This is a genomic window from Streptomyces diastaticus subsp. diastaticus, assembly GCF_011170125.1.
Taxonomy (GTDB): Bacteria; Actinomycetota; Actinomycetes; order Streptomycetales; family Streptomycetaceae; genus Streptomyces; species Streptomyces diastaticus.
Window position 1 is genome coordinate 2096851 of the sequence record NZ_BLLN01000005.1, and the last position, 12677, is coordinate 2109527.

The 12677-nt window shown below is 72.1% G+C and carries 11 protein-coding genes and 1 riboswitch; of the genes, 2 read left to right on the forward strand and 9 right to left on the reverse strand.

Features of this window, described 5'->3' with window-relative positions; genetic code table 11:
- Positions 1-433: 433 nt before the first annotated feature.
- Positions 434-556: riboswitch (cobalamin riboswitch) on the forward strand.
- Between the two features lie 139 nt (positions 557-695).
- Positions 696-3065, forward strand: a complete 2370-nt coding sequence (locus tag Sdia_RS26380; RefSeq protein ID WP_100454696.1) for a ribonucleoside-diphosphate reductase subunit alpha — start codon at positions 696-698, stop codon at positions 3063-3065.
- Positions 3065-4117, forward strand: coding sequence for a ribonucleotide-diphosphate reductase subunit beta (locus Sdia_RS26385; RefSeq protein ID WP_100454693.1), 1053 nt, complete (start codon positions 3065-3067; stop codon positions 4115-4117). The genes Sdia_RS26380 and Sdia_RS26385 overlap by 1 nt, the downstream gene beginning before the upstream one ends.
- A gap of 91 nt (positions 4118-4208) precedes the next feature.
- On the opposite strand, the gene Sdia_RS26390 is transcribed toward Sdia_RS26385, so the two are convergent.
- The 9 genes from Sdia_RS26390 to Sdia_RS29815 all read right to left on the reverse strand — a co-directional run bounded on the left by Sdia_RS26390 (position 4209) and on the right by Sdia_RS29815 (position 12564).
- On the reverse strand, positions 4209-5576 hold the full coding sequence (locus Sdia_RS26390) for a bifunctional albaflavenone monooxygenase/terpene synthase (RefSeq protein ID WP_115068011.1): 1368 nt from the start codon (positions 5574-5576) through the stop codon (positions 4209-4211).
- The gene (locus tag Sdia_RS26395; RefSeq protein ID WP_409373631.1) at positions 5573-6670 is read right to left on the reverse strand and encodes a terpene synthase family protein; all 1098 of its coding nucleotides are present in this window, start codon (positions 6668-6670) and stop codon (positions 5573-5575) included. The genes Sdia_RS26390 and Sdia_RS26395 overlap by 4 nt, the downstream gene beginning before the upstream one ends.
- Before the next feature lie 298 nt (positions 6671-6968).
- On the reverse strand, positions 6969-7625 hold the full coding sequence (gene def, locus Sdia_RS26400; RefSeq protein ID WP_100454685.1) for a peptide deformylase: 657 nt from the start codon (positions 7623-7625) through the stop codon (positions 6969-6971).
- A gap of 118 nt (positions 7626-7743) precedes the next feature.
- The gene (locus tag Sdia_RS26405) at positions 7744-8736 is read right to left on the reverse strand and encodes a tetratricopeptide repeat protein (RefSeq protein ID WP_100454682.1); all 993 of its coding nucleotides are present in this window, start codon (positions 8734-8736) and stop codon (positions 7744-7746) included.
- Between the two features lie 302 nt (positions 8737-9038).
- Positions 9039-9347: a mycothiol system anti-sigma-R factor gene (gene rsrA, locus Sdia_RS26410; protein WP_100454679.1), complete on the reverse strand. Its 309-nt coding sequence runs from the start codon at positions 9345-9347 to the stop codon at positions 9039-9041.
- Complete coding sequence (locus Sdia_RS26415; RefSeq protein WP_189400099.1) at positions 9344-10021, reverse strand: sigma-70 family RNA polymerase sigma factor; 678 nt, start codon at positions 10019-10021, stop codon at positions 9344-9346. Before Sdia_RS26415 ends, rsrA begins: the two co-directional genes overlap by 4 nt.
- Before the next feature lie 269 nt (positions 10022-10290).
- The gene (locus tag Sdia_RS26420) at positions 10291-10977 is read right to left on the reverse strand and encodes an alpha/beta hydrolase family protein (protein WP_371874298.1); all 687 of its coding nucleotides are present in this window, start codon (positions 10975-10977) and stop codon (positions 10291-10293) included.
- A 114-nt stretch (positions 10978-11091) separates the two neighbouring features.
- Positions 11092-11955 (reverse strand): MBL fold metallo-hydrolase, encoded by an 864-nt coding sequence (locus Sdia_RS26425; RefSeq protein WP_100454674.1) that lies wholly within the window; start codon positions 11953-11955, stop codon positions 11092-11094.
- 48 nt (positions 11956-12003) lie between these two features.
- Positions 12004-12564 (reverse strand): TraR/DksA family transcriptional regulator, encoded by a 561-nt coding sequence (locus Sdia_RS29815; protein WP_229830097.1) that lies wholly within the window; start codon positions 12562-12564, stop codon positions 12004-12006.
- Positions 12565-12677 lie beyond the last annotated feature (113 nt).

Genomic DNA, 12677 nt, shown 5'->3' on the forward strand with positions numbered 1-12677 from the left:
GCTCCCCTCGTCTGGGCCGGCTCACGCCCCCGGCCAGGACCGTGCCGCACCGCCGGCGCCCCACGTCCACCGCCCGAACCGAGTCGTCCCCTCGTCCAGCCCGGACCGCGTCGCACCGCCCTGTCGCCGGCCTCGCCCTCGGGTACCGTCACGCGGCCCCTGGCACCCGGGCCCGGAGCCCGTGCGCGTACGCTCTCCGAGGCCGTCGCGCCGCTTCACGCGCTTCCGGGAGGCGTCCCGCGCGGGCTCTACCGGAAGGCGCCGCCCAGGGCCTTCCCGGTGCTGCTCCCGGGCCCTTCCGGCGGGCGTCCGGGCCCTGTCCGAGGGGTCCTCCGCCCGGTTCGGGCATCCGGTACGGGTGGGTCGAATGGCCCACCTCACGGCACACCCGACACAAGATATGGGGCCGCTTCCCGAGCGCGGCACAAGATGTATGCTCATGCTCGCTGTCGCCGCAGGGGAATCCGGTGGAAGTCCGGAACTGTCCCGCAACGGTGTGTTGGTGCGCTTCTGCGCGCCCGCGAGTCCGAGGACCTGCCGACGGCGCACCCCGGCCGTCCGGCCCGGGTGCCGATGTCGTCCGGGCCTCGTGGAATGGGCTCGCGGACGCGTGCGGAGCCGTGTGCCCCAGAGCCCGGCCGCCCGTCGTATCCGCTGCCCTCCGCGTGGCTCCGTGCCGAGCGAGGGAGAGCTTCATGACCATCGCGCCAGCCGATCCGTCGACGGCCGAGGTGCGGGCCGAGGAGATCCAGGGCCCCGGGGGCGCGCTGCTGCGTACCCTCACCGACCTCACCGCGGATCTCCCCGACACCGACCCCGGCCGGGTCGCCGCCGCCGCGCTCCGGGGCCGCAACGCCGCCTCGGACGAGGCCGAGCTGCGGTCCCTCGCGACGGAGGCCGCCGCCGGTCTGATCTCCGAGGACCCCGCCTACTCGCGGCTCGCCGCCCGCCTGCTGACCCGCACCATCGCCGAGGAGGCCGCGGGCCAGGGCGTCACCGCCTTCACCGAGTCGGTCGCCACCGGCCACCGCGAGGGCCTGATCGCGGACCGCACCGCCGCTTTCGTGACCGCGCACGCCGAGCGGCTCGACGCCCTGGTCGATCCGGCGGCCGACGACCGCTTCGGCTACTTCGGCCTGCGCACCGTGCACAGCCGCTACCTGCTGCGCCACCCGCACACCCGCCAGGTCATCGAGACACCCCAGCACTTCATGCTGCGCGTCGCCTGCGGACTCGCCGCGGACGAGTCGGTCCAGGCCCTCGACGAGGTCGCCTCGCTCTACCGGCTGATGAGTGCCCTCTCCTACCTGCCCTCCTCCCCCACCCTCTTCAACTCCGGCACCCGGCACCCGCAGATGTCCTCCTGCTACCTGCTGGACTCCCCCAAGGACGAGCTGGAGTCGATCTACGACCGGTACCACCAGGTCGCCCGGCTCTCCAAGCACGCCGGCGGCATCGGCCTGGCCTACTCCCGCATCCGCGCCCGGGGTTCGCTGATCCGCGGTACCAACGGGCACTCCAACGGCATCGTGCCGTTCCTCAACACGCTCGACGCCTCGGTGGCCGCCGTCAACCAGGGCGGCCGGCGCAAGGGCGCGGCCGCGGTCTACCTGGAGACCTGGCACGCCGACATCGAGGAGTTCCTGGAGCTGCGCGACAACACCGGGGAGGACGCCCGGCGCACCCACAACCTCAACCTCGCGCACTGGATCCCCGACGAGTTCATGCGCCGGGTCGACGCCGACGCCGACTGGTCGCTCTTCTCCCCCTCGGACGTCCCCGAGCTGACCGACCTGTGGGGGGCGGCCTTCGACGCGGCCTACCGCGCGGCCGAGGCCGCGGGACTCGCCAAGCGGACCATCCCGGCGCGTGAGCTGTACGGCCGGATGATGCGCACCCTCGCCCAGACCGGCAACGGCTGGATGACCTTCAAGGACGCCTCCAACCGCACCGCCAACCAGACGGCGCTGCCCGGCCACACCGTGCACTCCTCGAACCTCTGCACCGAGATCCTGGAGGTCACCGACGACGGTGAGACGGCCGTCTGCAACCTCGGCTCGGTCAACCTCGGCGCCTTCGTCACCGGCGGCGCCCTCGACTGGGAGCGGCTGGACGAGGCGGTGCGCACCGCCGTGGTCTTCCTCGACCGCGTGGTCGACATCAACTTCTACCCGACCGAGCAGGCCGAGCGCTCCAACTCCCGCTGGCGGCCGGTGGGCCTGGGAGCCATGGGCCTCCAGGACGTCTTCTTCCAGCTCCGGCTCCCCTTCGACTCCCCCGAGGCCCGCCGGCTCTCCACCCGGATCGCCGAGCGCATCATGCTCACCGCGTACGAGACCTCCTGCGAACTCGCCGAGAGGAACGGGCCGCTGCCCAACTGGGACCGCACCCGCACCGCTCAGGGTGTGCTCCATCCGGACCACTACGACACCGACCTGGCCTGGCCACAGCGGTGGGAGGCGCTGCGCGCCCGGGTCGCGCGGAGCGGCATGCGCAACGCGCTGCTCCTCGCGATCGCCCCGACGGCCACCATCGCCTCGATCGCCGGTGTCTACGAGTGCATCGAGCCGCAGGTCTCCAACCTCTTCAAGCGCGAGACCCTCAGCGGCGAGTTCCTCCAGGTCAACTCCTACCTGGTCGAGGACCTGAAGCGGCTCGGCGTCTGGGACGCGCGGACCCGCGAGGCGCTGCGCGAGGCCAGCGGTTCGGTGCAGGGCTTCGCCTGGGTGCCCGAGGAGCTGCGTGCGCTGTACCGCACCGCGTGGGAACTGCCGCAGCGCGGCCTGATCGACATGGCGGCCGCCCGGACCCCGTTCCTGGACCAGAGCCAGTCGCTGAACCTGTTCATGGAGACGCCCACCATCGGCAAGCTCAGCTCGATGTACGCGTACGCCTGGAAGAAGGGGCTGAAGACCACGTACTACCTGCGGTCCCGTCCGGCCACGCGGATCGCCCGCGCCGCCGGCGGCTCCGCCACCGCCACCGTCCCGGCGCAGGCGGCCCCCGAAGCGGATGCCGTCGCCTGCTCCCTGGAGAACCCCGAGTCCTGCGAGGCATGCCAGTAATGACCACCCCCGACACCACCCCGGCAGCGAACGCGCACACCGTGGGCACGGCGAAGAACCTGCTCGACCCCGGCTTCGAGCTGACCCTGCGTCCCATGCGGTACCCCGACTTCTACGAACGCTACCGGGACGCGATCAAGAACACCTGGACCGTCGAGGAGGTCGACCTCCACTCCGACGTGGCCGACCTGGCGAAGCTCTCCCCGGGGGAGCAGCACCTGATCGGGCGGCTGGTCGCGTTCTTCGCCACGGGTGACTCGATCGTCGCCAACAACCTCGTGCTCACCCTGTACAAGCACATCAACTCCCCCGAGGCGCGGCTCTACCTGAGCCGGCAGCTCTTCGAGGAGGCCGTGCACGTCCAGTTCTACCTGACGCTGCTCGACACCTACCTGCCCGACCCGGCGGACCGCGCGGACGCCTTCGCGGCGGTGGAGAACATCCCCTCGATCCGCGAGAAGGCGGAGTTCTGCTTCCGCTGGATGGACTCGGTGGACAAGCTGGACCAGCTGGAGAGCCAGGCGGACCGCCGCAAGTTCCTGCTCAACCTGATCTGCTTCGCCGCCTGCATCGAGGGGCTGTTCTTCTACGGGGCGTTCGCCTACGTGTACTGGTTCCGCTCGCGCGGGCTGCTGCACGGGCTGGCGACCGGCACCAACTGGGTCTTCCGCGACGAGACGATGCACATGAGCTTCGCCTTCGACGTGGTCGACACGGTCCGCAAGGAGGAGCCGGAGCTGTTCGACGACAGGCTCCAGGAGCAGGTCGTCGCGATGCTGAAGGAGGCGGTCGAGGCGGAGCTCCAGTTCGCCCGCGACCTGTGCGGCGAGGGCCTGCCCGGCATGAACACCGAGTCGATGCGCGAGTACCTGGAGTGCGTCGCCGACCAGCGGCTCACCCGGCTGGGCTTCGCCCCGGTGTACGGCTCGCAGAACCCGTTCTCCTTCATGGAGCTCCAGGGTGTGCAGGAGCTGACCAACTTCTTCGAGCGCCGTGTCTCGGCCTACCAGGTCGCGGTCGAGGGCACCGTCTCCTTCGACGACGACTTCTGACCGGGCCCGCCCGGGCGGACGCCCGACGCCCGACGCCCGGCCCCTCCCGGGGGCCGGGCGGCGGGCGTCGGTGTCCGCGGCGCGCCCCGGGTCAGCGGCGCTCGACCCGGAAGACGGCGCGCTTGGGCTGGAGGGTGATCCCGATGCGGGGCGCCGGGTCGGTCTCGGGGACGGGGACCAGTCGCCAGCGGGGCACCACGGTGGCGAGCATCAGCGTGGCCTCCACCATGCTGAAGTGGTCGCCGGGGCATTTCCGGTTGCCCGTGCTGAACGGCATCATCGCGTACTGCGGTACCTTTTCGGCCCGTTCAGGAATCCAGCGGTCCGGGTCGAAGACGTCCGGCCGGTCGAATGAGCGCGGATCGTGCTGCATCGCATACGCGCTGTAGATGATGTCCGCACCGGCTGGAATGCGATAGCCACCGAGTTCCGTGTCCGCGACGGCGCGGCGCGTGAATATCCACGCCGCGGGGCGTATGCGCATCGATTCGACGATGGCATTGCGGGTGTGCTCCAGGGAGCCCAGATCGCCGAAATCCACCGGTCGGCCCGGCGCCACGGATAGTGCCTCCTCGGCCACCCGCTGTTCCTCCGCGGGGTGTTCGGTGAGGAGCTGGAAGCACCAGGCGAGTGTCGAGGCGACATTCTCGGCCCCCGCGACGATCAAGGAGACGAGATGGTCGTGAATCTCCTGATCGCTGAGGGGCCGGCCCTCGCCGTCCTCGGCGGTCAGCAGAATGTCGAGGAGGTCGTCGGGCCCCTTGCCCTCCGCGTGGCGTTCGGCGATCACCTCGTCGACGAGCTGGTGGAGGTCGGCCAGCGCCCGTTCGAAGCGGCGGTTGGCGGGGGTGGGCAGCCGGTGCAGCGGCCCGAAGGAGAGGATCATCCGCCGGTACAGGCCGCTGAAGACGGTGTGCAGGGAGGAGCTGATCCGGTCGGCCTTGGCGCCGATCGAGTCCACCTCCAGCAGCGAACGGGCGACCACCCGCACCGCGCAGCTGAACGTCTCGGCGCCTATGTCGACCACCTGCCCGTCGCGCCAGCGGTCGGCCATCGCCCGCGACTCCTCCTCCATCACGGTCGCGTACGAGGCGATCCGCTCGGGCCGGAAGGCGGGCTGCATCATGCGCCGCTGGCGGCGGTGGTCGGCCCCGTTGCTGGTGGCCACCCCCTTGCCGAGCAGGACCTCCAGGTTCTCCCAGAGCGGCCCGCCGACCACGAACTCCTGGGAGTTGCGCAGCAGCGCCCCGACCAGCTCCGGCGCGCACACCGCGTACGCCGTCTTCGGGCCGAGCTTCACGCGGACCAGGTCACCGTGGTCGCGCAGCCCGGTGAGGAAGGCGAGCGGGTCGCGGACCAGGCTCGGGGCGTGGCCGAGCACGGGCACGCTGCCGGCCACCAGGGGCGCGGTGCGCGGGCCCGGGGCGGCGGGGCGCTCGATGACGGGTTCGGTGCTCACGCGTCACCTGCCAGGTCGCTGACGTACGGCGGGGTGCTCCGGTCGTCCCAGCTGTCGACGCGGTAGCGGCCGGACTCGTGGTGGAACCAGTAGACCGAGGAGAACCAGTTGCGCATGTTGAAGACGGCGGACCCCACCGCCTCCGCGACGGACCGTGCCTCTTCCGAAGCGGCCGCGCCGGGCAGCGCGGCGAGATGTCCGTCGAGGAGTTCCCGCAATTCCTTCTCCGCCACCTCGAATTCCGTGACGCAGTTCTCCACGCGTTTCCTCACCTCCGTCACCGCCTCTTCGAGCGACAGACCCTCATGACGTATGAGGCTGATTCCCAGATTGTGCTGGTCGTCGCCGGCGAGTTCTTTCGGGAGTGAGCAGAGGTCGTTGTACCAGGCGGAGAAATCCTGGCAGTGACGGGCCGCCGCCATGAACGGCCCGCTCGTGCGCAGGGATTCGGGAATTTCACGCCCCGCCGTCGGTTCGAGGAGGTCGATCCAGACGGAATGACCGAAGGTGTGACGCCGCAGTTCGATGTAATCGGCCACGCTCGGGGTGACCTTGGTGACGCGGTTCTCGAATTCCTGGTCGTAGGCACCGACGATGGCGTGGAAGTTCCGGGCGAACCGGCGGTTCCAGTCGGCGCTGAGGAAGCCGCCCAGCCGGTGGACGGTCTCGGCGAAGGCCGCCACCAGCGGCTCCGGGTGGGCCAGGTGGTCGCCGGGGGCGTCCAGCGCGGTGTGCAGGTCGGCGCTCAGCCGGTACCAGGAATCGCGCCGCCCGTGGACGGCGTCCCGGTCGTGCTGGTCGTCCCAGACGAAGAACCAGGTGCTGAAGTCGGATATCGCCGAGATGACCTCCCTCGGCGCGCCGACGTAGTAGCCGGCGATGAGGTCGGTGTAGCGGAGCTCGTCCGCATAGCGGGTGACCTTGTCGGCGGGCATCAGACGTTTTTCGAGCAGCCAGGCACGGGACTCCACCTGAAGCTTTGGCCAATACTCATGGCGATGTCGCGGAAACGCTTGTTCGATCACGGGCAACGCCAGCGCCTCGGGCACCGAAGTCGTCTGCGCCCGTGCGGCACTGTGTGGGAAAGCAGGCACGAACAAACCCCTTTCATCCGCTTTCTGCCGGTGCCCCACTCGGCGTGGGGACCGCGCGGTGGTGTGTCCCCCCGCCCTTTCCATTGAGCACTACAACTGACCAATCAGGGAACAGATTTGCTTCATTCGCCACCCCTGGCCGACTCGAAGATCGCCATGAGTGTCCGAAAATTGATCATGGGGCCGCTCCAGCGGCCGGAACAGCACAGCACCCCGCCACGGCACACCACCGCCCCGCCTCCCGTACGGGGAGAGCGGGGCGGGGCGGCGTGCGGCGGGGTGCCGGAGGGGACGCGCCTCAGTCGTTGGGCACCGTCTCGTAGCGCGGGGTGCCCTCGGCCATCTGCCGCAGGGCCTCCTTGCGCTCGCGCTTGGAGAGCCGGTCGATGTAGAGGTACCCGTACAGGTGGTCGGTCTCGTGCTGGAGGCAGCGGGCGAAGTAGCCGGTGCCGCGCACCACGATCGGGTTGCCCTTCTCGTCCTGACCGCGCACCACCGCGTGGTCGGGGCGGGCCAGCTCCGCGTAGGCGGTGGGGACCGACAGGCACCCCTCGTTGGAGTCGTCGAGCACACGGCGCTCGGCCGGCAGCTCGTCGAGGACCGGGTTGCAGACCACGCCGACGTGGCGCACGCCCTCGTCGTCCGGGCAGTCGTAGACGAAGACCTTCTTGTCCACGCCGATCTGGTTGGCGGCCAGGCCCACGCCCTCCGCCGCCCGCTGGCTGGCGAACATGTCGTCCACCAGCTCGGCCAGCTCCGCGTCGAAGACCGTCACGTCCTTCGTCTCGCGATGCAGCACCGGGTTGCCCACCACGGTGATCGGACGCGCGGTGCCCCGGGCGCGGTAGGCCGCCTCACGCTCCTCGGTGTCCTCGGTGTCGATGACGAACCCCTCGTCGTCGACCGGCAGCACACCGCCCGCCACCGCCTGCTGCTCCGTGTCCTGCTGCGCCATGTCCGCTTCCGCGCCTTCCTGGGAACCCGTTGTCCGTGCCCGTACAGCCTACGCGGGGACGGGGGCACCGAGGGCCGCGCGGAGCGGACCGGCGGGCGCCGGGGCGGCCGGAGGCGGATCAGCAGACCTCTTCCAGGTCCCGCCAGGAGCGGCTGTCCGGGCTGTCGGCGACCCAGCCGTCGAGCAGGCCGCGCACCAGGGCGGGCGGAGCGGCGATGCCGCACTCGCGCTCGGGCACCCACAGGTCGCCCTCGCCGCCGGTGTCCCGGTGGCCGAGCGGCCCGGGCTGGCCGGGCTCGCTGTGGTCGTGCGGGTCGACGTGGCGCTCGCCGCCGCCCTCGTCGCTCGGCATCCGGCTCTCCGAGCAGGTCCGGCAGAGCAGCCGTACCGACGACGACCAGTCCTCGGCGGCGAAACCGGCGTCCGCGGCCAGCAGCTCCAGCGCGTCCCTGTCGGCCGGCTCCTGCGCCTCCAGCAGCACCACCCAGGTCGGCACCGGAGAGGGCGCCCACAGCTCGATCTCGTCGAAGACCGGGTACGTGTCCCCCGAGGCGGTGGTCCGTTCGCCGTGCGGGACCCCGTCGTGCAGGATCACCTCGCCCCAGCGGCGCCCCGAGGAGGGCAGCGGGATCGACTGCACCTCGATGCGGGCGGGATCCAGCCGCCGGCCCCAGACCACCTCGGCCTCCCCCTCGGGGGAGATGCGCACGGCGGCGCTGCCCAGCCCCATCCCGGACGGCTCGCCGGAGGCGGCCGCCTCACCGGGGATCTTCAGGCCGTACGCCTGCCAGGCGCGGCGGGCCAGCGGCCAGTCCTGGAGGGCGGTGGCGGCGATACCGACGTTCCACCAGTCGGGGGCGCCGGTGTCCCGGTCCAACAGGGCGACGGCGCGCAGGCCCGCGGTGCGGGCCTGTTCCCAGTCGTGGCGGAACTTGTGGAGCAGGGCGAGGTTGAACCAGGACTCGGAGAGCCAGGGTTCCAGGTCGGCGGCGCGCGTGAGCAGTGCGCCCGCGTCCTCGTAGCGGCCGTCGCCGATCAAGGTGAACGCTCGGTCGGTCGCCTGCCGCCAGGAGGCGGAGGGGCGGTGCCGTCCCTTGCCGAAGATCCTCACGATTCCCGCCTGCCGGTGTCCGGTCCCTTCGGGTCCCTCACCCGGGCGCCGGCGCTGGGCCGGGACGGGCGGGGGGCCTCTTCGCATCCAACCACGGACGGTTGGGGCGTCGCTCATTACCCATGGGTTACCCACTGGTGTGAGGTGCAGACCCTCCTCGGCGGGGTCGCTCTATCGAGTGACTTGCCTGTGGGCCGCCCGGGCTGTACCCGCCCGGTCGCCCTCCGCCGGGGACGGGGGCCCGGGGGCACGCGCGGGGGGCCGTACCGGAGTACGGCCCCCGCTCCCGCGTCAGCCGGTGGTCAGGGGCTGTCCGCCGCTTCCGTGGAGACGATGTCGTGCTGCGGGACGGTCTGGCCCGCACGGATCATGTCCAGCCGGCTGATCACCTTGTCACGCAGGTCCGCGGGGACGTCGTCCTGCCCGCAGCAGCGCTTGACCAGCTTCTTGACGGCCTGCTCCAGCCCGTACTTCTCCAGGCAGGGGGAGCACTCGTCGAAGTGCGTGCGGATCTTGTTGGAGTCACTGTCGGGCATCTCGTGGTCGAGGAACTCGTAGAGATGGTCGAGGACTTCCGAGCAATCCGTCTCGTGCGGCTCTCCGCAGCTCATGAGCCCGCGCCTTTCCGGTCGTTCGGTTCCGCCGCGCTCGCCCCGGAACCGGCGGGGACCAGCCCGCGCTCGCGGGCGTAGTCCTCCAACATGCCGCGCAACTGGCGGCGGCCGCGGTGCAGGCGGGACATCACCGTCCCGATGGGTGTACCCATGATGTCCGCGATCTCCTTGTAGGCAAAGCCCTCTACATCGGCCAGATACACGGCGATGCGGAACTCCTCGGGGATCGCCTGGAGGGCGGACTTCACGTCGGAGTCGGGAAGGTGGTCCAGCGCCTGCGACTCCGCCGAGCGCAGACCGGTCGACATGTGCGACTCGGCTCGCGCGAGCTGCCAGTCCTCGATCTCCTCGGCGGCGCTGCGCTGGGGCTCACGCTGCTTCTTGCGGTACGAGTTGATGAAGGTGTTGGTGAGAATCCGGTAGAGCCACGCCTTGAGGTTGGTGCCCTCACGGAACTGGTGGAAGGACGCGTACGCCTTGGCGTAGGTCTCCTGGACCAGGTCCTCGGCGTCGGCCGGGTTGCGGGTCATCCGCAGGGCCGCCGAGTACATCTGGTCGAGGAAGGCGAGCGCGTCCCGCTCGAACCGCGCGGTCCGCTCCGCCGAGGTCTCCTCGGGCTTCTCCGGCACGTCGTCCTTGCTTCCCGCGTCGGTCCCCGTGACCGGACCCACCTCCTTCAGCGCTGTGGCGGGTCCGCCGTCCGGACCGCCCGAATCGGAGGATAGACCACGCTCCTGGACTTCCCGGCGATCGCGGCCGGAGCCGGTGCGCGCGGGCACGTGCAGCACCGACCACTCCAGGTCGGTGGCGCGCTCGCGGCTCGGGCAGACGGTCGAACCCATGCGGCGGACTTCCTCTCGTGATCAACGCTGTCGCAGGACCTTCGTCCCGCACAACAGCCGTCGCCCGCTCGGCATTCCCGGCGCCGGCCGGCCCCGCCTCAGGCCAGGGGCAGCCGCTCCAGCCACTCCCCCACCGCCTCGGTGATCACGGCGAGCGTCTCCTCCCCGGTGACCGGCGCCTTCCTCGGTACGGCGAAACCGTGGTCGCCGTGGGGCACCTCGGCCAGGTCGTGGCTCCCCGCCGGGAACTCCTCGGGCCGGCCGAACGGATCCCGCCCGCCCTGCACCACGAGGGTCGGCAGGCCGGTCCCGAGCAGCTCCTCGGCGCGGCTGCGCTCCGGGCGCCCCGGCGGGTGCAGCGGAAAGCTGAGCGCCAGTACGCCGCACGCCCCCAGACCGGCGCCCGTACGGCAGGCCACTCGCGCCCCCGCGCTCCGCCCGCCGGCGACGACCGGCAGCCCCTGCGCCGCCAGCTTTGGCCACACCGCCCGCCAGGCCACGTCGAGGGTCTTCGGCGCGGGCGCCACCTTCCGCCCGGCGACCCGCCACGGCTGCTCCACCAGCGCCACACTCACCCCGTGCCCGGGCAGCGCACGGGCCAGCGCCACCAGGTCCCGGGCCTCGATGCCGCCGCCGGCCCCGTGCCCGAGCGCCAGCACGGCCCGTGGACGCCGGGCCCGGAACCAGGTGACGCGGGCGTCCCCGCCGGGCGTGGGGACGGTGACCGCCTCGCCCGAGGGCAGTGGGGCGGAGGTGACGTCGGTCTCAGGCGTCGGTGCGTTCATCCGGCCATCCTGCACCGGCCGGGCGAGGCCGGCTCGCAGCGGACGGCACCGGGCGGGACACCGGGGAGGAGGGCCCGGTGCCGGCGGCCTCCGCTCAGACCGCTCCCGGTCCCGTCACCGCTCGCCCCGGAGCGGCCCGCCGATGGCCACGGCGCCGTTCGGGCCGACCGCCACCCGTTCCCCGCGGCGGCATCGCACGACCCGGTCGCCGAGACCCTCGCGCTCGGTGGCGGCCAGGAAGTCGGCCAGCGGCGAGCGCATCACGCCGTACTCCTCGTAGTGCACGGGCAGGACCTCGGGCAGTTCCAGGGCGCGCATCATCTCCACGCCCTGGCGCGCGTCCATCGTGACCAGCAGGCCGCCGGGCAGCGTCGTTCCGCCGAGGTGGAGCACGGCGAGCTGGACGTCGGGGCAGCGCCGGGCGATCTCGTGCACACCGGGGAACATGACGGTGTCCCCGGTGACGTAGAGGCGTACCTCCGGCTCCGCTCCGGCCGCCCCGAACTCCCAGAGGCTGCCCATGACCGGTGGCAGCAGCCGGTGCGCCAGGGCCGGGCCGTGGCGGCCGGGCAGGGCCGTCACCCGCACCTGGCGGCCTTCGCGGACCAGCGTCTCGGACTGCCAGGTGGGCAGACCGACCGCCCGGGAGAAGCCGTGCAGTCCTTGCAGGCGCCGCGAGGCGTGCGGCGTGGTGAGGATCGGCAGGTCCTTCGCCAGTCCCCGACGTGCCCGCCGGTCCCAGTGGTCGCCGTGCAGGTGGGAGAGGACCACCGCGTCCAGGCCGGGCAGCTCGCTCAGCTCCAGGGCGGGATCGAGCAGCCTGGCGGAGGAGAGCCCGTTGCCCAGGTAGGCCCGCTCCCCCCGGTGCAGGAAGTTCGGGTCGGTGAGGAGCGTCAGGGGCCCGTACTCGATGAGCAGCGTCGCATTCCCGATGAAGGTGATCCGCGCCGGTCCGCGGTCCTGCGGGTGGCCGGTCATACGCTTCGCCTCGCTTCCTCGCACCTCGGCGGCGGGTGTGCCCCGGCCTCAGCCGTCCTCCGCCTCGTCGTCCCTGTCCCCCTCCGCCTGGGAGGGGGTCGTCCGCGCGGGCTGCTCGCGCGCCTCCCGGCCCGGCTCCTCCTCGTCGCGCTCGCCCTCGGCCTGACCGGGAGTGGTGTCACTCATGGAGGTCCCTCCTGGCTCCGGCGCCCGCCGCGCCTCTCCTTCCACCGTGCGCCCGGAACGGCCACGGCGCGAGCGGGCACCGGTGGGGTCCTGCTGAGCGGCCCCGCGCGGCAGCCCCCGGCCACCCGCGCCGCTGCACGGCGCGCACAGCTCGGTGTGCGGCAGGGCCGCCAGCCGCTCCGGGCCGACGGCCGCGCCGCAGGACACGCAGCGCCCGAAGGCGCCCTCGTCGAGACGGCGCAGGGCCGCCTCCGCCCGCTGGACCGCGCTCCGCGCCTCGTCGGCCCGACGCCGCTCCTCCTCGACGGCGGTGCGCCGGGAGCCCGCGTCCCCGACGTCGAGTTCGCAGTCGTCCCCCAGGCGCAGCGCGGCCTCCTCGGCGGCGCCCGCCTGCTTCCGCGCCCGCGCCAGCCGCTCCGTCAAGGCCCGGCGCACAGACTCCCGGCCGCCCCGGGCCGCTCCCTCGCCGTCACCGTCATCGCCACCGGGCTGAACCGGAGGATTCGGCACCACCTCACGCCTCCTGACCTCTGCGA